This is a genomic window from Pseudomonas sp. WOUb67 (assembly GCF_050058005.1).
In the GTDB taxonomy this organism is placed as follows: domain Bacteria; phylum Pseudomonadota; class Gammaproteobacteria; order Pseudomonadales; family Pseudomonadaceae; genus Aquipseudomonas; species Aquipseudomonas putida_R.
In genome coordinates, this window is record NZ_CP170112.1 from 6,472,315 (window position 1) to 6,495,271 (window position 22,957).

Here is a 22,957-nt window from a genome sequence, read left to right on the forward strand (position 1 = left end):
CATGAGAAAAGCAAGAGAGGACGCCAAGTGGCATAAATTTCAAGAACAAATCAAGGAACACTTCGAATCTCTAGGGGCAAATGCCCGCACAAACATAAAAATCCAAGGAGCACGTGCAAGCCATGATATTGACGTGTTAGTAAATCCAAAGTTTCTTGGAAAAGATATGATTTGGATTGTAGAAGCAAAGGACTGGTCTACTAATGTTCCAAAAGAAAAAGTAATGGCCTTGCTAAGCATCGTGCAAGATTTAGGCGCTGATAGGGGCTTCATAATTTCAAATAAGGGATTCCAGAAAGGTGCCATTAACAGCGTGAAAAACACCAACATCACGCTAGCAAATTTTGAAGAGCTCAAAGAATCCACTAAAGACTTTGTAAACACGGAAGTAATAAAACATTACGAAGCAAGGTTAAAACTACTACACGCGAGATATTGGTCCCACCCCAAGCGCACGAGGCGAGATTATGAACTTCGCCATGACTTGCTTGGCCTATCTCCATTCTCAGGCACAACCTTACTTAGTCACATCGAAGACGTATTACTATCTATAAAATCAAAGAACTACCCAATATACACCAACACGGGGCTAGAGATAAATATCGGAGAAAAGGAAATCAATGACTTCCACCAAGCCTGTAACTGGCTGAATCTGAACCTTAACCTTCTTGATCAACAACTTTTAAAGGCCGAGATGAAAATGTTGAAAAATGGTGACTTCAAACCAAACTTCGAACGATGGGCAGTGGCATTTGAGTAAGACGACCCCGCATTGAAGTTCAGAACTAATCAAGTCTACCATTTACAAGACCAACACATGAAAATTGCCGAGAAAATTAAAGAATCCATTGTATCCAAAACCGCTGAAGGACTCGCGCTGTCAGCTAGCGCGATAATTATTTGGGCTGGAATCCAGCTAGCTCCAGTGGTCATTCCAGCTTTAGAAACGAGCGTACCACAATCCACCTTAGTCTCCCTACTGCTGGCATCACTCGCATTAAACATAATTTTGGTTATCATTTTTTGGGCTTTTAATCGTAAGCCGGATCTCGTACTGAAATACGGAATCTATTGGGATGACAGCAAAAACCCGCATTGCCCGAGCTGCAGGATACCTATCTCCGGTTATGGCGATTATCAATCAGGAAGGGGCTACTACTGTAAGCCTTGTAAGAAGATTTTCCCCCTTTGCGACGCAAGTGGTAATGACATCGCTCCAGAGCAAGTGATTCGTGAACTGTGAAATAAGCCACCACTTAATTAACTTAATCATTAAACCTGCAGCCTACGCACCCTGCAAATTTAGATTTTTTTACTAGCAGGATATTTAGGCGATTAAAAGCCTGGATAGCTAGGATGAACGGTGTCCACTTTCACCAAGTGAACACCAACCCCTTCGCCTCAGAGCTTAAATCTCAGTTTATCGTGCGGAAAGTTACGCACTGCAGCCAACTTGAATTTCTTAATTTATTTACTTCGCTTCGCTGCTCTGCAAAAAATTTTAAATCTCGACATCTACAATTTGAGCAGGGGAACAATTGTAGCTCATCGCAGCTAGCTTCATTTCATCCCATTGGCTGTGACGATCTACTTGACCACGCACATGAAAGCGATGAAAAGCCATTCCTTCTCGACCCAGATAGCGCTTAACTGCATATAGCTTTGTAGTGGTCTAATGAAACCGGACACCCATTTAGGCGAGAATGCTCGCCACAGAGAGGTGTCTGATGCCCAAGCAACGCCGTACCTTTACCCCTGAATTCAAGCGCGAAGCTGCCTGCCTGGTGCTCGATCAGGTTACAGTCATGCCGAAGCTGCCCGTTCGCTTGGCTTGGTCGAGTCTGCCCTACGCCGTTGGGTTAACCAGCTTCAGCAGGAGCGTGGCGGCATCACGCCGGCCAGCAAAGCGTTGACGCCAAAGCAGCAAAAAATCCAAGAGCTCGAAGCTCGGATAACGCGCTTCGAACGCGAGAAATCGATACTAAAAAAGGCTACCGCGCTCTTGATGTCGGAAGATCTCGAGCGTATTCGCTGATCCGTCAGTTCAGCGCCCATGAGCCCGTTGATTGGTTGTGCGAAGTGTTCGGAGTCACTCGCTCAAGTTACTACGCACATCGCCATAGAAGGCGAACACCAGACGTTGAGCGACTGAGGTTGCGCAGTCGAGTGAATGAACTGTTCACGCAGGGACGAAGTGCGCCCGGCAGTCGCAGTATCAAGATGATGATGCGAGATGAGGGTGAGGAGATCGGGAGATTCAAGGTGCGCAGTCTGATGCGTGAGCTGGCGTTGGTCAGCAAGCAGCCAGGGTCGCATACGTACAAAAAGGCCACAGTGGAGTGGCCAGACATTCCGAATATTTTGAACCGGGCGTTTGATGTCGAAGCGCCAAATCAGGTCTGGTGTGGCGACATCACTTACGTGTGGGCGCAGGGCAAATGGCACTACCTGGCAGTTGTCTTGGATCTCTATGCACGCAGAGTCGTGGGCTGGGCCCTGTCAGAAAAACCGAACGCAGACCTCGTGGTCAAAGCGCTGGACGTGGCTTACGAACAACGCGGTAAGCCTCAAGGGCTACTGTTCCATTCCGACCAGGGGTCGCAATATGGCAGCCGTCAATTCCGCCAGAGATTGTGGCGCTATCGCATGCGCCAGAGCATGAGCCGCCGAGGAAACTGCTGGGATAACGCGCCGATGGAGCGAGTCTTTCGCAGCTTGAAGTCAGAGTGGATACCGACCACGGGCTACCTGACCGGGCAGCAAGCCCAACGAGACATTAGCCAGTACCTGATGAGCCACTACAACTGGATTCGCCCCCATCAATTCAACGATGGACTGGCTCCGGCGAAAGCTGAAGAAAAACTCAAAACTGTGTCCGGAATGAGTTGACCACTACGAACAGCCTCGGAATGATCATTTACAACCGTAGAGTCGAGCGCGACTCCGAGCATGCCTCGGCTGTTTTCGCCTTGTCTGACCTTCGTCTCAATACTTTACATACAGAGCCTAGCCTCTGGCTCTTCTTGAGGGTGGTAGCTGCCACCATGTTGCTGCCCTTCGAAAGGCGGCTACCGGCCAGAAGTTGGCGTTCGATAAAACCCGAAAGCAGGACTCTCCATTGAATAGTGCATTCCCAAAAGTGTAAAATCCACCCATGAAAAGATAAACAATAAAATATGAAGGGCCATTTACTTTTGTTTTTGTTTTTTCACTGACCAGCGGGCGCAAAACACCACCAGCGATATCCTGATTTTTCATAACTCTGGCCCAAACTGGATTTCACTATGCAGCCAGACAAAAAACTCAACCATTAAAATAGAAGTGACGAGCATGATGCAGGAGCAGGAAAAAGATATTTTAGAAACCTCATATTCACCACCGGATTTTTACGTAAAACAAATAAAAAAAACAATCAAACTTTGGGGCGACTCAAAAATATCAGCACTGAGCGACCCCATATTTTCATTCTTTTCAGGGAACGAAGTAGCTGCTAAATCCGCCGAACTCAATCCAGACCACATCCACATGCTTCTTGATTCAAGGTTACACCGTCAGATAAGTCGGGAGCCAGCCATACTGCTCTATTGGATTGAGATAATTTTTTTCTATTTTCGCGAAATGGCGGCATGCCCGCATCTTGCAGCTCAGATATGGTTGCCATGTTGGCATATTTTAAATCTTTGCGACCCCTTAAATGAACGGAGCCTAAATGCAAAAATACAAATGGCTAGCTGGGCAAATTTCTACGACCCAGAATTCAAAGAGCTGTCACTAAACCATATAAAAAATATGCACCTGCATAAAAAATATGATCGAGTAGTGCGAGCACTATTTTTGTCTGGCGCCATAAATAAAGGCAACTCCGACCTCATATACAATGTAGAATACGCTTACTACAATAGCGATATATTCCATCCCTTCCTAAAACTTCAAACACACATCAACTACTACGCCGAAGTAAACTCATCGCGCAAAACCCTAAACAACATACTCTCCATACTAAATTGGAACGAGCTATCAAAGTATCGCAAAACCAAAATGGGTCTTCTTCAACCCGTTATCTTAAAGCTGATTAATGAAAACAACTATACCGACCTACTGGCTCTTATAAGAATCCTCAAGTCAAATTTTGACTTTGGAAATTTTTGGTGCAGCCATGCATTTCTTTTCCCTAATACGCCTAGTGCTGTTGTGGCGCTATCAAATTCTGACAAAATCACATTACCTAAAGCTGATAACGCACAAAGCTATAAGGAGCTAATCAACGCTACAAATCGCTTAAACGCAATATCTATATCTTTACTAGGGGAGGACAACCTTACTACCAACATCGAGTTAGATCGATTTGGGTGCCCCATAATCGGGGATAGCTTGGATGAACTTCGCAACTCTGTGATTGATCACTACGCGTTGGATAACGGCATCTACGAAGAATTTAACCTGATGACACTCATACCTTCGCATAATCATCCTATCCAAAGTGCCTTATGCTCTCTAAACATCACACCACCAATAATTTCCGTCAGCATGGAAAACCTTTTAGATGAGCCTGAAAATAAGAAATTTGTATTCATGCTTTCATCGTCAACATTCACCTTTGAGCGTGAAAAAACCTTTATAGAAAGTCAATTTGGCGATAATGCCAATATCGTCATCGATCCAAAAACGAAAGAATTTCTAGCGCTTTTTAAAGACCGAACAAATACTCATTTTTACATATCAGCCCATGGTAATTATGATCACTGGAACCCTGAAACAGCACACATCCACTTTTCAGAAACTCGAAAAATATATTTGGCAGATCTAAAATCAGCAACCAACACAGCCAACCATAGAAGAACCATATATCTTAATATCTGTGATGGCGCAACCGCAGAACTAAGCTTCAATCCATATAACAGTGGAATATCAGCAGCCTTGGCTCACGGAAACCAAATTATTATTTCTCATCTTTGGCCAGTCCGGCCACTTTACGCTTATATTTCAGGAGCGCTTCTACTTAAATTCTTACAGGGCTTGAGTGCTGCCGAGGCAGTTAGAGAAACTTATAGCGTTCTCAAAGAGTCAAACGCATCTATACTGGAGCGTGTAATGTCTTTTGGAGAGTCATTCAACCCAGTATGTGAAACAATTCATAATACCGAAATAAAAATATCGGAATTTAGAAATATTGGAAGTTTTGCGATATACAGCTAGAGGCTTGCGCGAACAATTCGCTAATCTACCGCCCCGAAAACAGGAGAACAAGTGATTTACAGGCATAAATAAATTTTTAAATAGGCCGATAGAAGCAGGATTTTTATTTAATCGGTGACCGATCTGGGTCGATTCATACCGATTACCAATTGCGTCGTCAAGGGACTTGCATTCGGAAATGGGCAGCCTTCGCTTGGACTAAAGTCGATGTGAATCACCTGTCAGGTAGTTCGCAAACGGCTGTCCGTAAGTTTGATTGCCCATCTCCCCAAAATGAAACTGCCGGGCCATAGAGTGAAATCGTATTGCGCACAAACCTAAAAGGGGGCGATGCTTCGAGTTGAGGACCCAAGCGAGCCAGGAGCAATCCAACCAACTCTAGCAAGCCCCCTCCGTGCATCTTTCGGCTTAATCGGTTCCCAAGTCACTTCGCGGAAGCAGCCATGGAAGGGAATGCATACTTAGCGCCAGAAATATCTAGTTGATGCGGCCCTGTAGGTGCCGATGATCCTTCTTATAACAAAACAAAAACTGTTTTATGCCAAATGTTTTGTTAATCCATCTCCCATGCTGCTTCAACATTTCCAGAGGGCTTTCGAATCTTCCGGATGATTCACCAAAACCATAGCTCTCAGCAACATCCGCAACGTGTTTTGCAGCGCTTTCAAGTGATGTGTCGTTCTCAGGGCCTAACAATATTTCTCTGATCATACGCCCTAGATAATCAGACAACCTAGATGGTCCATCACTTATTAGAAGCGGAGAGTGCCAAGACACATTGGTTGCTGTTTCAGAAAATGAATAAAAGTGATTTGCATCTTCTACTCGTTCATGAGGAGGTATAGAAATATGTGCTCTCAGAAATGGAACTTCAAAAAAATATACTAGCTCCTTCCCTTGTCTAACCTCATAGGCAAAACGATGGTAATATGGCCACATCATGCCTCGTGCGGACTCAGTTAATTGAGTGAAATATGTATCACTATCAAGTGACAGCGGCGCCACGTAAATTGCCCTAGTCTTGGGTGGGCGCTCATACGAAAGTAAAACATTGTGCTGATATTCAGTTGCTGTTTTGGCCTTCTCATGTAGTTTGAAATAGAGAGACCGGCACTCGTCAAACCCTTGGGCATGACGCCACTCTCGTATATCTTCTAAGCGGCTTCGCCCTTTTTTTTGGGAGACTGGGTACTCTAGTGGGGATAGCAATCCAGTAGATTTTTTGAACTGCATGAAGATAGGGATAACACCATCAAATTTTTTATCCGCTCCGAAAATTTGCTCGTCTACATCCAACAGCCTAAATGGCGGCTCCTCTTCACCAAGACTACATAATCCAAAAAAAGTAGCTAAATCTGCTTCAATTTGCTTTTCACTAAAATTCGATGGCACTTGATACTTAGATAACACTCGCATACTTACTCCAAACAGAGATACACAGGTGAGAATATTGTCGCAAATAATCACTCGACGCGCACTATTAGAAGCAGAACGAAACCTCTCCCCACTAGAAAAAGCCATTCCCTTACACGTCTTTAGTGGATTCCAACTCGACCCTGACTAGTTAAGCATCGGTTACATTTATCCGTCGGTGCGTTCCTAAAATTACGAGCCCGATGTCCATGCAGAATAGATTTCACTTTTACTAAAAATAAAGACGTGAGAAAAGTTTTTAAGCGATGGTGCCAAGGCGTGAAAGGCTGCTTGGTAATCTGATTTTTTATCGATCGTTGGCGGTGAGACCCCAAAATAAAACTGCCGAAATCTTTCTTCGTCCGTATAGACCAAAAGAGCGGTGTTTTCCGGATAATGAATTTTTGATTTTTTCTTTAGAACCCTAGTCAACTGCTCAATCTTTTTACTATGTTTTTCTTGGGCTGATCCGTTGACCATCATCGTTAAATTGGGGTTTTCCGATAGTTCTTTTAGTTCGTCGAAATCTTCTTTCCCCTGAAGCGTAGTGACCTCGAGAAATCGAATATCGGATTGATTTGATCCCTCTCCCATATATTTAACTATGGCATCATGCTGCTGATTACCGTCGACCCATTGGATGACAACATTTTTCGGAATTTTGAAATAGAGGTTCGCGAAATGAGCGATGGGATAAAGCTCATCGTGGACCTTCCGCAGCAGACCTTTCCTCTGGGGGTGCTTTGGCTGCGCTGCAGTGCCGTAGGTGAGATTATCGAACAATGCGTGAATTGCCCTCGCAAGATTATAGTACTCATCAGCCGGCGTAGGCTGCCCAGCGGCTTTTTCGATAACTAGCTTGTCTTCATTCCAATCAAGCGATAAAGGCTCATGTACAGTTACCAACAATGATTGTGGATCATTATTTTTTGTCATTCAGATCTTAACTCCCTGTTTGATTTGATTGTGCACCGTATTTCGCGAAGACTTAAAGTACGCGCTCGCGCAGCGCTTGAGTTAGGTGCTGGCGTCCCTTCTGGTGAGGCCATCACAGTGATACATCTAAACTGGAGCATGCCACCACAGACTTCTGCCCGTCTATTGATCCAACACTAACCTTAGTCACGAGCGTCGTAGGGCCGAGCTCTGCCTAGCCTGAGGAGCAGGTGCCGCTTTCGACCCACAGCGGAGTGAGAGTCCGGTTACGTATTCTTGCCACCAAGGAGCTTCCCCCTCATCAGAGGGAGCTCACCGTGCCGTAGTGGCTGCCGCCGAACATATCTTTCAGCGCCTGCGGCCCTGCATAGCTCAATTGTCTGCCATAGCCGAAATTGCGGCCATCGCGTCTACCCACCAATGCCATATTGGTCACCTCATCTTCTGCTCTCCAGTCCTCGCCCCACGTCATCCCGCCAAGAATGCTGAGTGTTATCAGGGATCAAGGCCCCTGCGACCTGTGGGGATGTCCTCTAGCGCGGGACTGGCGGCTCCTTACGTCCGGGAGCAAGGGCATCTCATGATCTGGCCTCCTGAACACCGTTGCCGGTGGGCGGGTGGAGGCAGCACTGGCTGACTAGACCAACGTCTGAAGATCCTGAGCCGGGTGAACGCAGCAATGCGATGACCGGGGCATGCCTGACTGTCAGTCAGGTGCAGTCCATTCCTTGGTCTGCGGCACCATCATCTACATGGCTGTTGCTGGTGATATCGGCGTTTGTCACGCCAATTGTCACGAGGGGGAATGCCGCAAAGCCTTGTGCGATCAGGGCTGCAGCAGCTGTAGAAGTGCCCGTCTCTTTTCAGGAAAAGAGACGGGCACCAGTTGGCGCAAGATTCGGCCAAGCGGATAGGTTGCTGCAGGGCAGCGAGGTACGGTGTATCTGGCGCATGAGCGCTATATGTGTAAGAGCATCCATCACATGGGTAGTGAGCGGGCGAGCTGCCGGATGCGAATCGCCCTTGGGGAGAACCACCGCGAGAGCGGCGTGACCTTGAAGGCTCTGGTCACCTGAGGTGCTGTCAACGACAGCCTTTGCACTGTCTTTTCTACGCCCGCAATCCGGGAGGGTCAAGCGACTCGCCCGCCGGATTTTGCAGTTGAAAATGGCATGGGGCGTGTACGGAATCCCGTGGTTTCCAGTGGCCGATTGGGTGCTTTTAATTTTTTAGGTGAGGTCCATCCAAACAGGGCGGCTTTGCAGCCCTGTTTGGATGGACCCGCATGGAAACCGGATCATCGAAACTTCAAAGCCGTGCACTCACTCGACTGCGCCACGCCTTGCTCTTAGGCTAGAAACGTTTGCCCCAGTCTGATTCGCGAACTCATGCGGCGAGATATGCTCTCGCCTGTTGGCTTCGAGATAACGACTCCACCAACTCATGATCATTCGCCGTTCCTCCAGGAACTCGGCCTTGTGGATATACGCCGCCCGAACATTGTTGCGTTCCCTGTGGCTCATCTGCCGTTCGATAGCCGTCTCTGACCACAGCCCGGATTCGACCAAGGCACTGCAGGGCATGGAGCGAAAGCCATGCCCGCAAATTTCGGTCTTGGTGTCGTAGCCCATGTTCCGCAAAGCGCTATTGACCGTGTTCTCGGACATTGGCTTCCACGAGCGAGCGTCACTGGTGAACACCAGATCGAAGTACCCCGTGATCCCATGAATCTGTTCGAGCAACGCCACCGCTTGCGGCGAAAGCGGGACCAGATGTCGCCCGCCATCTTCGTGCCTCTGGTCGAATACGGGACGCCATCCAAAGCGGGCCGCGTGTCAGGTATTTCCCAGATACCGCGCTTCAGGTCGAACTCGCTCCAACGTGCGAAGCGCAATTCGCTAGAGCGCACGAACACATGCAGCGACAGCATGACGGTCAGCCGAGTGAGCGCACGTCCCTTGTAGTTCTCGATGCGGTCCATCAACTCAGGCAAACGAGAGAGCGGGAGTGCAGGCCGATGCGTAACCCGTGGCGCGCTGATGAAGCCCTCAAGGTCATATGCAGGGTTCACCTTGATCAGCCGTAGCCGCTTCGCCTCACGCATGATGCTCTGCAGGTAGTTTTGTACCCTCAAAGCCACATCAATCGTGCCGCGCGTCTTGATCGCCTCAAGCGGCTGCATGAGGTCGAAGGTATCCAGATCAACGATGGCCCGTGCGCCGAGCAGCGGGAATACGTGAGTCTTCAAACGACTCAGCACGGTCCTCGAATGGCCAGGCGCCCACTTCACCGACATTTCCTTATGCCAGTCCAAGGCAACGCGTTCGAATGTGTGGCCTCTGACAACCGCCTCGGCCTTGGCCTGCTGCTTGGACGCAATCGGATCAATGCCCTCAGCCAGCATCCGCTTAGTCTCCAGACGCTTCTGTCGAGCATCTGCGAGACCGATGACGGGGTAGTTGCCAAACGAGGTCAGCCCCTCTCGCCCATCCGGTTTCACATACCGGAAGCGCCAGCCTTTGCGTCCATTGGGGTAAACGAGGAGGTAAAGACCGTCACCGTCAAAAAGCTTGTATGGGCGGTCAGTAGGCTTGGCCGAGCGGCAGGCGGTGTCAGTCAGGGGAACAGTAGTACGAGCCATAAGGGTAAACCCCTTTATCGAATCGACATTATCCCAAACGTTACCCCTAAATCGGCTGGCAGCTGTCGGAATCCGACGGAACGCCATAACGAAAAAACCCGCCAGAAGGCGGGTTTTACGGGGGTTCCAGAGATTTTGGTAGCCTTCGCTGGAACCTGAACTGGTGCCGGAGACAGGAATCGAACCTGCGACCTTCGCGTTACGAGTGCGCTGCTCTACCGACTGAGCTACACCGGCGTGTAGCGCAACGTACCACTGCTCACACCCGCAACGCAAACCCCTGTTTCCGCTAGTTTATTGCCCTGCCCTCAAGCCCCCTTGCACCCCTTGGGCGCCAGGTCTTCCTCGATGTCGGTGGTGCACGCCCAGCCGCTGGCCGAGCGCGTCAGGGTCAGTGCCTTGCCCACCACATTGGCCGGTGCATCCACCAGCGTGCAGGCAATCTTCCCGCTGCCATCCGCCGCCTTGCCCTCGGCCGTGATCGCACAATGCGCCGTCGCCGGCTGGCCACCCAGTTCGGCCACGCCCGCTACGTCCTTCCCGTCATTCAACCGCAAATCCATCGGCGTTTTCAGCGCGCTGATTTCCAGCAACCCGGCCGCAGCCTTGGAGCGGGCCTGGTGGTTGGTGTACATCGGTAAGGCGATGGTCGCCAGAATGCCGATGATCGCGACAACGATCATCAGTTCGATCAGGGTGATACCGCGTTGCCCTTTCATGAACGTAGTTCCTTTTTGATTCGCTTACACATTGAGGTCAGTTGCGCCCCAACCGGCAGCGGCGCAGTAGGCCTGAACAGACACCTTTTGTCACCCCTGCCCGCTTGGGCGTCATCTTCGCTGAACTACTCTAGTGAGCATCACGGACGCGCGCCCTTGCATGGACGCGGCAAGCTGTTTCCAGGCTTGTCGCCGGGGCAATAAAAGGACCTTTGCATGGCTTCGACTTCACTGCTTTACCGCTGGCACGGCACCGATGCCAATGGCACGCCGGTCAGCGGCCAAACGCCTGGGCGCAGCCCGGCTTATGTACGCGCCGGGCTGATTCGCCAGGGCATCACGGTGGCCAGTTTGCGGCCGGCCAGCGGGCTGGCGTTCAGTTTGCCGAAGCGGCGGGCGACGGCGGACCCGGCGGGGTTCAGCCGGCAGTTGGCGACGCTGCTCAAGGCCGGGGTGCCGCTGTTGCAGGCGTTCGAGGTAATGGGGCGCAGTGGTTGCGATGCGGCGCAGGCGGCGTTGCTGGGTAGATTGAAACAGGATGTGGCGTCGGGCCTGGGGCTGGCGGATGCGTTGCAACGTCACCCGGCATGGTTTGATGCGTTGTACTGCAACCTGGTACGGGTGGGCGAGCAGTCCGGCACGCTGGACCGGCAGCTGGAGCAACTGGCGGGCATGCTGGAACAGCATCGGGTGCTGCACAAGAAGGTGCGCAAGGCGATGGTCTATCCACTGCTGCTGTTGCTGACGGGGTTGGGGGTATCGGCGATCTTGTTGCTGGAGGTGATCCCGAAGTTCGAAAGCATGTTCGCGGGCATGGGCGCGGCGTTGCCGGCATTTACCCAGTGGGTGATCGACTTGTCCACAGGGCTGAGCCGGTTTGCGCCGCTGTTGCTGGTGATAGGGGTGGTGCTGGGTTTGGCCGTGCGCCAGCTGTACCGGCAGCATGCGCCAGCGCGCCTGTGGATATCTCGGCGGGTGCTGGGCTTGCCGGTGTTCGGCAAGCTGCTGCGGGAGGCGGCGCTGGCGCGGTTTGCGCGTAGCCTGGCAACGTCGTACGGCGCCGGGGTGCCGTTGCTGGATGCGCTGGGCACGGTGGCCCGGGTAACCGGGGGCGAGCTGCATGAGCAGGCGGTGTTGCGGCTGCGCCAGGGCATGGCCAATGGGCAGGGGCTGAACCAGGCGATGGCGGGCGAGCCGCTGTTTCCACCGCTGCTGGTGCAGCTGACGGCCATCGGGGAGTCCAGCGGCACGCTGGACCGGATGCTGGATAAAGCCGCCAGCCATTACGAGGAACAGGTCAGCCAGGCGCTGGACCAGTTGACCAGCCTGCTGGAGCCGGCCATCGTGCTGATCCTGGGCCTGCTGGTGGGTGGCCTGGTGGTGGCGATGTACCTGCCGATCTTCCAGTTGGGTAGCTTGATCTGAACATGACTTTATGGACTTTGCTGGCTGAGCAGCCCGCGTACTTCCTCACCCTGGCCACGGTGCTCGGCCTGCTGGTGGGTAGCTTTCTCAACGTGCTGGTGTATCGCCTGCCGATCATGCTGGAGCGGCAATGGCAGCGTGAAGCGCAAGAGGTATTGGGGCTGCCGGTTGCGCAGCACGAACGCTTCGACCTGTGCCTGCCGGCCTCCCGCTGCCCGCATTGCGCGCATCAGATTCGCGCGTGGGAGAACATTCCGGTGCTCAGCTACCTGGCGTTGCGCGGGCGTTGTTCATCCTGCAAGGCCCGTATCAGCCCACGCTACCCGCTGGTGGAGGTGGCCAGCGCGCTGCTGTCGCTGGTGGTGGCCTGGCGCTTTGGCGCGTCGGCCGAGGCCTTGCTGGCACTGCCGCTGACCTGGTGCCTGCTGGCCCTGAGCCTGATCGATGCGGACCACCAGTTGCTGCCGGATGCGCTGGTGCTGCCGATGCTGTGGCTTGGGCTGATCGTGAACGACTTTGGCCTGTATGTGCCACTGGCCGAGGCGCTGTGGGGCGCGGTGGCCGGGTACCTCAGCCTGTGGACGGTGTACTGGGTATTCAAGCTGGTCACCGGCAAGGAAGGCATGGGCTATGGCGACTTCAAGCTGATGGCGCTGATCGGCGCCTGGGGCGGTTGGCAGGTGCTGCCGTTGACGCTGCTGCTGTCGTCGGTGGTGGGGGCGGTGGTGGGCCTGTGCCTGCTGCGTTTGCGCCGGCATGCGATGGGTACGGCGATACCGTTTGGCCCTTATCTGGCGATTGCGGGGTGGATTGCTGTGCTCTGGGGTGATGAAATATACGCCTCTTACATGCAACTGCTTGGATACTGATGGCCACTGCAGCCTTTACCCCCTGGATTCTCGGCCTGACCGGCGGCATTGGTAGCGGCAAGAGCGCTGCTGCCGAGCGCTTCGTCGAGCTTGGCGTGCACCTGGTCGACGCCGACCAGGCGGCGCGCTGGGTTGTCGAACCTGGCCGCCCGGCCTTGGCCAGCATCGTCGAGCGCTTCGGCCCGGGTGTGCTGCAGGCCGACGGCCAGCTTGATCGCGCCGCCCTGCGCCAGCTGATCTTCGCCGACCCGGCGCAGCGCAAATGGCTGGAGCAACTGCTGCACCCGCTGATCGGGCAGGAGATTTTCAGCTACCTGGCCAAGGCGCAGTCACCGTATGCGGTGTATGTGTCGCCGCTGCTGATCGAGTCGGGCCAGGATCAAAAAACCCAGCGCGTGCTGGTGATCGACGCGCCGCAGGAGCTGCAAATAGCCCGTACCCTGGCGCGGGACAACACCAGTGCCGAACAGGTGCAGGCTATTTTGCAGGCCCAGCTGGCCCGCGAGGAACGCCTGCGCCATGCCGATGATGTGGTGGTCAACGACGGCGACCTGGCCGCGCTGCATGAGCAGATTGACCGCCTGCACCACTTTTACCTGACTTTGAAAGGAGGCCAGCCATGAGCCAGCCGTTGACCGTCGATTGCCCTACTTGTGGCGCACCAGTGGAATGGGCTGAGAAAAGCGCGTTCCGGCCGTTTTGTTCGGACCGCTGCAAGCTGATCGACCTGGGGGCCTGGGCGGCCGAGGAGCACAAGATTGCGGGGTCGGAAGAGTCCGAAGATGAGCTGTATTCGGGGGATCTGGAGCCGCGGCACTGAGTTAAATCCGCCGTCTTCAAGGCTACGCCGGGTCATGTGGAAGCAACTGTCGTGCACCATCACTCAGGCTGGCGCATCCCGTGTAGGAGCAGCCTTGTGCTGCGAAGAGGCCGGTAAGGCTAAAGATTGTCGTCGGCTGCAATGGCCTCTTCGCAGCACAAGGCTGCTCCTACAAAGACCGTGTCAGGTTTTAGATGTGATGGCAGAGCCGCCGCATGCTCATCGCTCATCTTCCTTCCAGGGCGCCTGCAGGTACCGTGTGCGGTTGAAGGTTTCCAGCCACTCCGGGCAAAACACCACCAGCGCACTGATCACCATGCCGTTGATGAACGCCTCGGGGAACATCATCAGCCACAGGTAGCCGACAAAGTCGCTGAGCCACTCCGGCAGGGCAAAACGCCCATCCAGCCACAACAACCCCAGCGCCGCAGGCACGCAAACCAGTACGGTCAGCGCTGCCGGGAAGAACCCCGAACAGAAGATATAAACAAACAGGTTTCGCGGCTGGGCGCGCTCGACCACTATCGCGCATACCTCGGTAATCAGCACCGGCAAGCCAATCAGCAACAAGCCATTCACCCCCAGCGCTGCCAAGTCCTGGCGCCCCAGCGCCAGCAAGCCAAGTTGGGCCATGAAGCCGCCCAGCACCGCCAGCGGCCAGTCCAGCAACAGGGTGACCGCGGTCATGCCAATGAAGTGGTACGACACCCCGGTATCGAAATCACGCCTCACCAACCACAGCGCAAACAGGCAGAACACCGTGCCAAACAGCAAATGCTGGCGGCGCCGGTCGGTGAACAGTTCAACCCAGCGCACCCGGCTTACCGCCCAGATCAGCAACGGCACAAAACCCAGCCAGCCCAGGGTAAGGGTGGTGCCGGACAACACCTGCGCGCTGATCACCTGAGGTATACCCCTGTCATTGCTGTGGATAAAACAAGTTTACACCATTCAAATTCAGCACCTTATCGTCATGGTTTACCGGCTAAGCTTGTCTGCATGGATGACTCAGACTACCTGCGCCTGCTTACCATCCAGGCCGAACAAGCCAATGCCTTTCTCTCCAACGCCCGCAAGTGGGAGCGGGAGCGTTGGGTGTGCCAGCGACTGTTGCAGGGGTTGAACATCCCCTATCGCAGCGAGGACTTCACCCCGGCCGGGCAAGAGCCGCCAGATGTGCTGTTCCGCGATGCGGCCTTCGAGGTGTTTTTTGTGCTCGATGAGGGCCGCCGGCTGAATGATGAGTGGCGCGAAGAGCTGCAGCGCCGGCGCAGTGCGTTTTCCCTGGCACAACTGGTGCGCCGTGAAGCGCGGCCGCGGCGCATCAGTGCCACCGAGCTGCTGGCGCGCCTGGCGCCGACCTTGCGCAAGAAGGCGCACAACTACCGGGAACGCGGGCTGGAGCTGAACGAGCTGGACATCATCGCCTTCTCCAGCCTCAAGCGCGAAGTGCTGGACCTCAACACCCACTTCCCGCCGCCCACCGAATACCTGCGCCAGGGCTGGCGCTCGTTGTCGCTGGTGGGGCCGACGTTCGCCCGGGTGTTGTTCGCCCACCCCGACGCGCCGGACTTCCTGCGTGGCAACCTGGGGCGCAGCATTGTTTTTGATGTGGGCATCAGTCTTTGATCCAGTGCAGCGAGTGTTTGCGATGGCGTACACTCGGCGCCAGAGATAGAAAGCATTATCATTTGTTCAAAGCGCCTGCACGAACGCTGTAGCGTTTGCGCAGTCACATACGTCTACCTGACGAGGCCCACCATGACCAGCCGCCTGAATCCAGAAGATCAGCGTCGTGTCGATGAGTATCTGCGAGCCCCCCAGCACCAAGTCGAGCGCAGGCCCTTCCGGCCGTGGCTGCTCCTTGCGCTGGTGCTGGCCGTGACCATCGGGTTGGGTCTCATCAGCCGCCTGCTGAGTGGACTGGTGCTATGAGCTGCTTCGCGCTCGCCCTCCCCTCGTGCAGTTTGCGGCCGCCCCCCAGGGCCACGAATTCCGTAAACCTTATGAGATATCCCCATGACTCATCGCATCGTGATTGTCGGCGGCGGCGCCGGCGGCCTGGAACTGGCGACCCGCCTGGGTAAAAGCCTGGGCAAGCGCAAGCAGGCCGAAATCACCCTGGTCGACGCCAACCTCACGCACATCTGGAAGCCACTGCTGCACGAAGTGGCCGCCGGCTCGCTGAACTCCTCGGAAGACGAACTGAACTACGTGGCCCAGGCCAAGTGGAACCACTTCAACTTCCAGCTGGGGCGCATGAGCGGCCTGGACCGTGAAGGCAAGCAGATTCAACTGGCCGCCACCCTCGATGATGAGGGCCGCGAGCTGCTGCCTGCGCGCACCCTGGGCTACGACACGCTGGTCATTGCCGTGGGTTCCAACACCAACGACTTCGGCACCTTGGGCGCGGCGCAGCATTGCCTGTTCCTCGACACGCGCAAGCAGGCCGAGCGTTTCCACCAGCAGTTGCTCAACCACTACCTGCGCGCCCACGCCGGCGACGTGGCCAGCGAGCAGATCAGCGTAGCCATCGTCGGCGCCGGTGCCACCGGTGTTGAACTGGCGGCCGAGCTGCACCACGCGGCCCACGAACTGGCGGCCTATGGCCTGGACCGCATCCAGCCCAAGGACATGCACATCACCATCATCGAGGCAGGCCCGCGGGTGTTGCCGGCGCTGCCGGAACGCATCAGCGTGCCGGTGCACAAGACCCTGGAAAAGCTCGGGGTGAAGGTGATGACCAACGCGGCGGTCAGTGAAGTGACCGAGGACGGCCTGAAAACCAAGGACGGCGAAGTGATCCAGGCCAGCCTGAAAGTGTGGGCGGCGGGTATCCGTGCGCCGGGCTTCCTGAAGGATATCGATGGGCTGGAAACCAACCGCATCAACCAGCTGGTGGTGCGCCCTACCCTGCAAACCACCCGCGACGACAACATCTTCGCCTTCGGTGACTGCGCCGCCTGCCCGCAACCGGGTAGCGACCGCAATGTGCCGCCACGTGCCCAGGCGGCGCACCAGCAGGCTTCGATGCTAGCGCAGAGCCTGAAGGCGCGGTTGGAGAACAAGACGCTGCCGACCTACGAGTACAAGGACTATGGCTCGCTGGTGTCGCTGTCGCGCTTCTCGGCGGTGGGCAACCTGATGGGTAACCTGATGGGCAGCGTGAAGCTGGAAGGCTGGTTGGCGCGGATGTTTTATGTGTCGCTGTACCGCATGCACCAGATGGCGTTGTATGGGTTCTTCCGTACGGCGTTGATGATGCTGGGGAGCAAGATAGGCCGGGGTACCGAGCCACGCCTGAAGCTGCACTGACAGGTACCCGCTCCTGCAGGCAATGCACTGACCTGTAGGAGCAGCCTTGTGCTGCGAAGAGGCCATTACCAGCAGAGAAAATCTTTTGCCGTACCGGCCCTTTCGCAGCACAAGGCTGCTCCTACAAGGGCCTGTGTTGCAGTAAGAGGCGGGTTAAATTTGAGGCAAAAGAAAAAGGGCATCTCTTTCGAGATGCCCTTTATTCATGGTGGGTCGTGTAGGATTCGAACCTACGACCAATTGGTTAAAAGCCAACTGCTCTACCAACTGAGCTAACGACCCTAAAAATGGTCGGGGTGAGGGGATTCGAACTCCTGACATCCTGCTCCCAAAGCAGGCGCGCTACCGGACTGCGCTACACCCCGGGTCTTTCAAAAAAAAGGGCATCTCTTGGAGATGCCCTTCTTTACATGGTGGGTCGTGTAGGATTCGAACCTACGACCAATTGGTTAAAAGCCAACTGCTCTACCAACTGAGCTAACGACCCGGAAAATGGTCGGGGTGAGGGGATTCGAACTCCTGACATCCTGCTCCCAAAGCAGGCGCGCTACCGGACTGCGCTACACCCCGAGATGGCTCCGCGACCTGGACTCGAACCAGGGACCCAATGATTAACAGTCATTTGCTCTACCGACTGAGCTATCGCGGAACTGAACTTCGGTACAACTTACCGATGTGCTACTCCGAAGGCTGTGTTCGCTTCGGACTCTTTAGCTTCGCTGCTTTCGCTTTGTCGCTGCTGAGGCCGGCTATTCTACATTCTTCGTTTTGCTTGTCAACCACTTTTTTTCATTCAACTTACTGATTTGTAAGTTGTTTTGCGGTCACCGGTGTTGCTGGTGATTCGCTTAGTGCCTGACAACGCGGCGTATATTAGGGTCACTCGAATTTTGATGCAAGCAAAAATTTCAAAAATTTCAGCAAGTTATCCTGAATTCCCCGAAAGCCCCGGTTTTACTGGGCTGTGCTGGCCTCTTCGCGGGTAAACCCGCTCCCACAGGGGCCCCAAAGCGCCTGTGAGAACGCAAAAAAAAGCCCCGCAAAAGCGGGGCTCATGGTGAAGCACATTACCCGAAGACGATTTCGTCGCCTTCCACCGTGGCGGTAATCGACGTGCCCGGTACAAACTGGCCAGCCAGAATCAGCTGCGCCAGCGGGTTTTCGATCCAGCGCTGGATAGCCCGCTTCAGCGGCCGTGCGCCGTACACCGGGTCGTAACCCACGGCAATCAGCTTGTCCAACGCCTCCGGGCTCAGGCTCAGCGACAGTTCGCGCTCCAGCAGACGGCTGCGCAGGCGGCCCAGCTGGATCTCGGTAATGCCGGCGATCTGCTCGCGGCCCAGTGGCTCGAACACCACCACTTCGTCGATACGGTTGATGAATTCCGGACGGAAGTGCGCGCCCACTGCATCCATCACCGCCGCACGTTGTGCCTCGCGGTCGCCTACCAGTTCCTGGATCTGCGCCGAGCCCAGGTTGGAGGTCATCACGATCACGGTGTTGCGGAAGTCCACGGTGCGCCCGTGGCTGTCGGTCAGGCGGCCGTCTTCCAGCACCTGCAGCAGCACGTTGAACACATCCGGGTGGGCTTTCTCCACCTCGTCCAGCAGCACCACCGAGTAGGGCTTGCGCCGTACGGCCTCGGTCAGGTAACCGCCCTCTTCATACCCTACATACCCTGGTGGTGCACCGATCAGGCGAGCCACGGAGTGTTTCTCCATGAACTCGGACATGTCGATGCGCACCATCGCCTCTTCGGTGTCGAACAGGAACTCGGCCAGCGCCTTGCACAGTTCGGTCTTGCCCACACCGGTAGGGCCGAGGAACAGGAACGAACCGCTTGGCCGGCTCGGGTCGGACAGCCCGGCACGCGAGCGGCGCACGGCATTGGCCACAGCGGTTACCGCCTCGTTCTGGCCGATCACGCGCTGGTGCAGCAGCGCTTCCATTTTCAGCAGCTTCTCGCGCTCGCCTTCCAGCATCTTGGACACCGGAATACCGGTCCACTTCGACACAACCTCGGCAATTTCTTCCTCAGTCACCTTGTTGCGCAGCAACTGGTTTTCGGTCTTGCCGTGCTGGTCGACCATCTGCAGGCTGCGCTCCAGGTCGGGAATTACCCCGTACTGCAGCTCGGCCATGCGGCTCAGGTCGCCTTTGCGACGGGCGGCTTCCAGTTCCTGGCGGGCCTGCTCGATCTTTTGCTGGATCTGCGCAGAGCCCTGCACTTCGGCCTTTTCCGATGCCCAGATTTCTTCCAGGTCGGAATATTCACGCTCCAGCCGCTCGATTTCTTCAGTCAGCTTCTCGAGGCGTTTTTTCGCCGCTTCGTCTTCTTCCTTCTTCAGCGCCTGCGATTCCACCTTCAGCTGGATCAGGCGGCGATCAAGGCGGTCGAGCACTTCCGGCTTGGAGTCGATCTCCATGCGGATGCGGCTGGCCGCTTCGTCGATCAGGTCAATCGCCTTATCCGGCAGCTGGCGGTCGGTAATGTAGCGGTGGCTGAGCTTGGCCGCTGCGATAATGGCACCGTCGGTGATGGCCACCTTGTGGTGCACTTCGTAGCGCTCTTTCAGGCCACGCAGGATCGCGATGGTGTCTTCCTCGCTCGGCTCCTCTACCAGCACCTTCTGGAAGCGGCGCTCCAGGGCGGCGTCCTTCTCGATGTACTGGCGGTACTCGTTCAGCGTGGTGGCGCCAACGCAGTGCAGCTCGCCGCGTGCCAAGGCTGGCTTGAGCATGTTGCCGGCGTCCATGGCGCCTTCGCCTTTACCGGCGCCGACCATGGTGTGCAGCTCATCGATGAACAGGATGATCTGGCCTTCCTGCTTGGACAGCTCGTTCAGCAGCGATTTGAGGCGCTCTTCGAACTCGCCGCGGTACTTGGCACCGGCAATCAGCGCGCCCATGTCCAGCGCCAGCAGGCGCTTGCCCTTGAGGCCGTCAGGCACTTCACCATTGATGATGCGCTGGGCCAGGCCTTCGGCGATGGCGGTTTTACCCACGCCAGGCTCACCGATCAGCACCGGGTTGTTCTTGGTACGGCGTTGCAGCACCTGCACGGTACGGCGGATTTCGTCGTCACGGCCAATCACCGGGTCCAGCTTGCCTTCTTCGGCACGCTTGGTGAGGTCGATGGTGTACTTGTCCAGCGCCTGGCGCGACTCTTCGGCGTTGGGGTCATTCACTGCCTCACCGCCACGCAGGTTGGTGATGGCGTTTTCCAGGGCCTTCTTGCTCACGCCCTGGCTCAACAGCAGCTTGCCGAGCTTGCTGTTCTCGTCCATGGCAGCCAGCAACACCAGTTCGCTGGAAATGAACTGGTCGCCCTTCTGCTGGGCCAGGCGGTCGGCCTGGTTAAGCAGCCGCGCCAGGTCCTGCGACATGTTCACGTCGCCGGTGGGGTTCTGGATTTTCGGGAGCTGGTCGAGCTCTTTCACCAGTGCCTGGCGCAGGGTGTTGATGTCGAAGCCAACCTGCATCAGCAGCGGCTTGATCGAACCGCCCTGCTGTTCAAGCAGTGCCTGCATCAGGTGCACGGGCTCGATGGCTGGGTGGTCCATGCCAACGGCCAGGGATTGAGCATCGGATATTGCTAATTGCAGCTTGCTGGTCAAACGGTCTATTCGCATGGTGTACCTTCCTTTAAAGGGCAGGTCGGAGCGATGGACAGCGCCTGTTTATGAAGAAACCTGCCTGAGATGACCTTATAGATAAGGCTGATTCTGGAAGATTCAAGCGTAGCGGGGTTGACCGGGGTCAACCTGTTGGATTGGTGCTGGGGCATTCGCGGGTAAACCCGCTCCCACAGGGATTTCAACGGTTTTGAGAACGGTGCAGTACCTGTGGGAGCGGGTTCACCCGCGAAGAGGCCGGTACAGGCTAGCGAGGATCCAGCCAGACCAACGAGGCAAACCGCCCACCCTGCGGGGTACGGCGATAGGAGAAGAACCGCGCATCACTGACCGTGCACAAGCCGCCGCCATACACGGCAGTTACCCCACAGGCAGCCAGGCGAATGCGCGCCAGCTCGTAGATATCCGCCATCAGCTTGCCTGGCCGTTCGCCGTCGACAAATGCCCGGGCGGCTTGCGGGTGCAGGGCGGTAAAGGCATCACGCACTTCCAGCCCCACTTCGAAAGCCTGTGGCCCGATGGCCGGCCCCAACCACACCAGCACCTCTTCAGGCGGCACCGCCAGGCGGTCCAAGGTGGCTTCCAGCACGCCACCAGCCAACCCGCGCCAGCCTGCATGCGCCGCCGCCACGCGATTACCGGCCCGGTCGCAGAACAGCGCAGGCAGGCAATCGGCGGTCATCACGGTACAGGCAATACCAGGCTGGTCGGTCCAGCTGGCATCGGCCTCGGCCACCACGGCCGGGTCGGCATCCGCCACCACCAGCCCATGCACCTGCTTGAGCCAGGCCGGCTGGATGGCGAACGTGTCGCTGAGGCGACGGCGGTTCTCGGCAACCGCAGCAGGGTCATCCCCTACGTGGTCGCCAAGGTTGAAGGTTTCGTAAGGCGGCAGGCTGACGCCGCCCTGACGGGTGGTGACACAGGCGCGAACCGAGGCCGGGGCCGGCCAGTCGGGAAACAGCAGCGACTGCGTCAGGCCACTCATCCGATAAAGCTCTCGCGGTCTTCGTTCAGCAGCGACAGCAACCAGAGGAAGTCATCAGGCAGTGGCGATTCCCACTTCATGATTTCACCGGTGATCGGGTGAGCCAACGCCAGGAAGCGCGCATGCAGCGCCTGGCGCGGGAAGGTTTTCACCGCCTCGACCATGGTTGGGCTGGCTGCCGGTGGAATGCGGAAGCGCCCACCGTACGTCTGGTCGCCGACCAGCGGGAAGCCAACGTGGGCCATGTGCACACGAATCTGGTGGGTACGGCCGGTTTCCAGCTTCACCCGCACGTGGGTGTGCGAGCGGAAGCGCTTGAGCACACGGTAGTGGCTGACCGCCGGCTTGCCGCCGTCAGTGACTGCCATGCGCTGGCGCATACCGCCGTGGCGGCCGATCGGGGCATCGATCTTGCCACCGGAAGTGACCACACCAATCACGATGCACTCGTAGATGCGGCTGACTTTGCGGCTTTGCATCTGCTCGACCAGTCGGGTCTGCGCTTGCAAGGTCTTGGCCACCACCATCAGGCCGGTGGTGTCTTTATCCAGCCGGTGAACGATACCGGCGCGCGGTACGTTGACGATGTCTGGCACGTGGTGCAGCAGCGCATTGAGCAGCGTACCGCTGGCATGACCGGCGGCTGGGTGCACAACCAGCCCGGCAGGCTTGTTGATCACCATGATGTGGTCGTCTTCGTAGACGATATCCAGTTCGATATCTTCTGCGATCCACTCGCCCTGGGCCTCTTGCTCGGCCTGCAGTGCTAGCAGCGAGCCACCATAGACGGTGTCTCGAGGGCGCACAACGGCGCCATCGACCGTCAGGCGGCCCTCTTTGATCCACGAAGTAAGCCGCGAACGCGAGTACTCAGCGAACAATTGGGCGGCGACCTGGTCGAGGCGTTGGCCGCCCAGTTCGGACGGTACCTCTGCGCTAAGTTGAATGATCTCGGACATGCTCGATTCGGCGGGCGCACAGCCTTTGGTTTCGGCTGCGA

The 22,957-nt window shown here is 55.8% G+C and carries 17 protein-coding genes, 6 tRNA genes and 2 pseudogenes; 11 read left to right on the forward strand and 14 right to left on the reverse strand.

Annotation, left to right across the window (positions count from 1 at the left end; genetic code table 11):
* The first annotated feature begins 1 nt into the window (after position 1).
* The 4 genes and pseudogenes from ABOC32_RS28620 to ABOC32_RS28635 all read left to right on the forward strand — a co-directional run bounded on the left by ABOC32_RS28620 (position 2) and on the right by ABOC32_RS28635 (position 5,196).
* Entirely contained in the window at positions 2-760 is a 759-nt protein-coding gene (locus tag ABOC32_RS28620; RefSeq protein ID WP_426809732.1) for a restriction endonuclease, read from the forward strand.
* 57 nt (positions 761-817) lie between these two features.
* Positions 818-1,243 carry a hypothetical protein gene (locus tag ABOC32_RS28625; protein WP_426809733.1) on the forward strand — a complete coding sequence of 142 codons (426 nt, stop codon included), beginning with the start codon at positions 818-820 and terminating at the stop codon, positions 1,241-1,243.
* Between the two features lie 484 nt (positions 1,244-1,727).
* Positions 1,728-2,889, forward strand: a pseudogene (locus tag ABOC32_RS28630) (IS3 family transposase).
* Between the two features lie 441 nt (positions 2,890-3,330).
* Positions 3,331-5,196: a hypothetical protein gene (locus ABOC32_RS28635; RefSeq protein ID WP_426809734.1), complete on the forward strand. Its 1,866-nt coding sequence runs from the start codon at positions 3,331-3,333 to the stop codon at positions 5,194-5,196.
* Positions 5,197-5,673: 477 nt separating this feature from the next.
* Here ABOC32_RS28635 and ABOC32_RS28640 read toward each other — a convergent pair whose 3' ends face one another.
* From ABOC32_RS28640 to ABOC32_RS28660, 5 genes and pseudogenes are all read right to left on the reverse strand, one after another.
* Positions 5,674-6,717: a hypothetical protein gene (locus ABOC32_RS28640; RefSeq protein WP_426809735.1), complete on the reverse strand. Its 1,044-nt coding sequence runs from the start codon at positions 6,715-6,717 to the stop codon at positions 5,674-5,676.
* Between the two features lie 84 nt (positions 6,718-6,801).
* Complete coding sequence (locus tag ABOC32_RS28645; RefSeq protein ID WP_426809736.1) at positions 6,802-7,545, reverse strand: hypothetical protein; 744 nt, start codon at positions 7,543-7,545, stop codon at positions 6,802-6,804.
* Between the two features lie 1,322 nt (positions 7,546-8,867).
* Positions 8,868-10,186: pseudogene (locus tag ABOC32_RS28650) on the reverse strand (tyrosine-type recombinase/integrase).
* Positions 10,187-10,347: 161 nt separating this feature from the next.
* Positions 10,348-10,423: transfer RNA gene (locus ABOC32_RS28655), tRNA-Thr, on the reverse strand.
* A 71-nt stretch (positions 10,424-10,494) separates the two neighbouring features.
* Complete coding sequence (locus tag ABOC32_RS28660) at positions 10,495-10,905, reverse strand: pilin (RefSeq protein ID WP_426809737.1); 411 nt, start codon at positions 10,903-10,905, stop codon at positions 10,495-10,497.
* Positions 10,906-11,121: 216 nt separating this feature from the next.
* On the opposite strand from ABOC32_RS28660, the gene ABOC32_RS28665 reads away from it, so the two are divergent.
* Genes ABOC32_RS28665 through yacG form a run of 4 tightly spaced genes read left to right on the forward strand, consistent with a single transcriptional unit; the run spans position 11,122 to position 14,019 of the window.
* On the forward strand, positions 11,122-12,330 hold the full coding sequence (locus ABOC32_RS28665) for a type II secretion system F family protein (protein WP_426809738.1): 1,209 nt from the start codon (positions 11,122-11,124) through the stop codon (positions 12,328-12,330).
* Between the two features lie 2 nt (positions 12,331-12,332).
* On the forward strand, positions 12,333-13,199 hold the full coding sequence (locus ABOC32_RS28670; RefSeq protein ID WP_426809739.1) for a prepilin peptidase: 867 nt from the start codon (positions 12,333-12,335) through the stop codon (positions 13,197-13,199).
* Positions 13,199-13,822: a dephospho-CoA kinase gene (gene coaE, locus ABOC32_RS28675; RefSeq protein WP_426809740.1), complete on the forward strand. Its 624-nt coding sequence runs from the start codon at positions 13,199-13,201 to the stop codon at positions 13,820-13,822. Before ABOC32_RS28670 ends, coaE begins: the two co-directional genes overlap by 1 nt.
* Positions 13,819-14,019: a DNA gyrase inhibitor YacG gene (yacG, locus tag ABOC32_RS28680; RefSeq protein WP_016501579.1), complete on the forward strand. Its 201-nt coding sequence runs from the start codon at positions 13,819-13,821 to the stop codon at positions 14,017-14,019. The genes coaE and yacG overlap by 4 nt, the downstream gene beginning before the upstream one ends.
* 219 nt (positions 14,020-14,238) lie before the next feature.
* Here yacG and ABOC32_RS28685 read toward each other — a convergent pair whose 3' ends face one another.
* On the reverse strand, positions 14,239-14,922 hold the full coding sequence (locus tag ABOC32_RS28685) for an energy-coupling factor ABC transporter permease (RefSeq protein WP_426809741.1): 684 nt from the start codon (positions 14,920-14,922) through the stop codon (positions 14,239-14,241).
* A gap of 96 nt (positions 14,923-15,018) precedes the next feature.
* Here ABOC32_RS28685 and ABOC32_RS28690 point away from each other — a divergent pair, with 96 nt between their 5' ends.
* The 3 genes from ABOC32_RS28690 (at position 15,019) to ABOC32_RS28700 (ending at position 17,334) form a co-directional block, all read left to right on the forward strand.
* Positions 15,019-15,648: a DUF1780 domain-containing protein gene (locus ABOC32_RS28690; protein WP_016501581.1), complete on the forward strand. Its 630-nt coding sequence runs from the start codon at positions 15,019-15,021 to the stop codon at positions 15,646-15,648.
* Positions 15,649-15,780: 132 nt separating this feature from the next.
* Positions 15,781-15,954 (forward strand): DUF3094 family protein, encoded by a 174-nt coding sequence (locus tag ABOC32_RS28695; RefSeq protein ID WP_003247547.1) that lies wholly within the window; start codon positions 15,781-15,783, stop codon positions 15,952-15,954.
* Positions 15,955-16,038: 84 nt separating this feature from the next.
* Positions 16,039-17,334, forward strand: coding sequence for an NAD(P)/FAD-dependent oxidoreductase (locus tag ABOC32_RS28700; RefSeq protein WP_234229745.1), 1,296 nt, complete (start codon positions 16,039-16,041; stop codon positions 17,332-17,334).
* Between the two features lie 206 nt (positions 17,335-17,540).
* Here ABOC32_RS28700 and ABOC32_RS28705 read toward each other — a convergent pair.
* The 8 genes from ABOC32_RS28705 to rluD all read right to left on the reverse strand — a co-directional run bounded on the left by ABOC32_RS28705 (position 17,541) and on the right by rluD (position 22,916).
* A tRNA-Lys gene (locus tag ABOC32_RS28705) sits at positions 17,541-17,616 on the reverse strand.
* 6 nt (positions 17,617-17,622) lie between these two features.
* Positions 17,623-17,699, reverse strand: a tRNA-Pro gene (locus tag ABOC32_RS28710).
* Between the two features lie 46 nt (positions 17,700-17,745).
* A tRNA-Lys gene (locus ABOC32_RS28715) sits at positions 17,746-17,821 on the reverse strand.
* A gap of 6 nt (positions 17,822-17,827) precedes the next feature.
* Positions 17,828-17,904 (reverse strand) — tRNA-Pro (locus tag ABOC32_RS28720).
* Between the two features lie 3 nt (positions 17,905-17,907).
* Positions 17,908-17,983: transfer RNA gene (locus ABOC32_RS28725), tRNA-Asn, on the reverse strand.
* 418 nt (positions 17,984-18,401) lie between these two features.
* A complete protein-coding gene (gene clpB / locus ABOC32_RS28730; RefSeq protein WP_426809742.1) occupies positions 18,402-20,966 on the reverse strand; it encodes an ATP-dependent chaperone ClpB in 2,565 nt (854 codons plus the stop codon).
* A gap of 250 nt (positions 20,967-21,216) precedes the next feature.
* A complete protein-coding gene (gene pgeF, locus ABOC32_RS28735) occupies positions 21,217-21,957 on the reverse strand; it encodes a peptidoglycan editing factor PgeF (protein WP_426809743.1) in 741 nt (246 codons plus the stop codon).
* Positions 21,954-22,916 carry a 23S rRNA pseudouridine(1911/1915/1917) synthase RluD gene (rluD, locus tag ABOC32_RS28740; protein WP_043202406.1) on the reverse strand — a complete coding sequence of 321 codons (963 nt, stop codon included), beginning with the start codon at positions 22,914-22,916 and terminating at the stop codon, positions 21,954-21,956. The genes pgeF and rluD overlap by 4 nt, the downstream gene beginning before the upstream one ends.
* Positions 22,917-22,957: the final 41 nt, after the last annotated feature.

What these genes read in the sequence shown, in the direction of transcription:
- ABOC32_RS28635 (WP_426809734.1), top strand. Translation starts at nt 3,331, where the DNA reads ATGATGCAGGAGCAGGAAAAAGATATTTTAGAAACCTCATATTCACCA.
- ABOC32_RS28625 (WP_426809733.1), top strand. Translation starts at nt 818, where the DNA reads ATGAAAATTGCCGAGAAAATTAAAGAATCCATTGTATCCAAAACCGCT.
- rluD (WP_043202406.1), bottom strand. Translation starts at nt 22,916, where the DNA reads ATGTCCGAGATCATTCAACTTAGCGCAGAGGTACCGTCCGAACTGGGC.
- ABOC32_RS28690 (WP_016501581.1), top strand. Translation starts at nt 15,019, where the DNA reads ATGGATGACTCAGACTACCTGCGCCTGCTTACCATCCAGGCCGAACAA.
- pgeF (WP_426809743.1), bottom strand. Translation starts at nt 21,957, where the DNA reads ATGAGTGGCCTGACGCAGTCGCTGCTGTTTCCCGACTGGCCGGCCCCG.
- ABOC32_RS28620 (WP_426809732.1), top strand. Translation starts at nt 2, where the DNA reads ATGAGAAAAGCAAGAGAGGACGCCAAGTGGCATAAATTTCAAGAACAA.
- yacG (WP_016501579.1), top strand. Translation starts at nt 13,819, where the DNA reads ATGAGCCAGCCGTTGACCGTCGATTGCCCTACTTGTGGCGCACCAGTG.
- ABOC32_RS28640 (WP_426809735.1), bottom strand. Translation starts at nt 6,717, where the DNA reads ATGGCTTTTTCTAGTGGGGAGAGGTTTCGTTCTGCTTCTAATAGTGCG.
- ABOC32_RS28660 (WP_426809737.1), bottom strand. Translation starts at nt 10,905, where the DNA reads ATGAAAGGGCAACGCGGTATCACCCTGATCGAACTGATGATCGTTGTC.
- clpB (WP_426809742.1), bottom strand. Translation starts at nt 20,966, where the DNA reads ATGCGAATAGACCGTTTGACCAGCAAGCTGCAATTAGCAATATCCGAT.
- ABOC32_RS28695 (WP_003247547.1), top strand. Translation starts at nt 15,781, where the DNA reads ATGACCAGCCGCCTGAATCCAGAAGATCAGCGTCGTGTCGATGAGTAT.
- ABOC32_RS28700 (WP_234229745.1), top strand. Translation starts at nt 16,039, where the DNA reads ATGACTCATCGCATCGTGATTGTCGGCGGCGGCGCCGGCGGCCTGGAA.
- ABOC32_RS28670 (WP_426809739.1), top strand. Translation starts at nt 12,333, where the DNA reads ATGACTTTATGGACTTTGCTGGCTGAGCAGCCCGCGTACTTCCTCACC.
- ABOC32_RS28645 (WP_426809736.1), bottom strand. Translation starts at nt 7,545, where the DNA reads ATGACAAAAAATAATGATCCACAATCATTGTTGGTAACTGTACATGAG.
- coaE (WP_426809740.1), top strand. Translation starts at nt 13,199, where the DNA reads ATGGCCACTGCAGCCTTTACCCCCTGGATTCTCGGCCTGACCGGCGGC.
- ABOC32_RS28665 (WP_426809738.1), top strand. Translation starts at nt 11,122, where the DNA reads ATGGCTTCGACTTCACTGCTTTACCGCTGGCACGGCACCGATGCCAAT.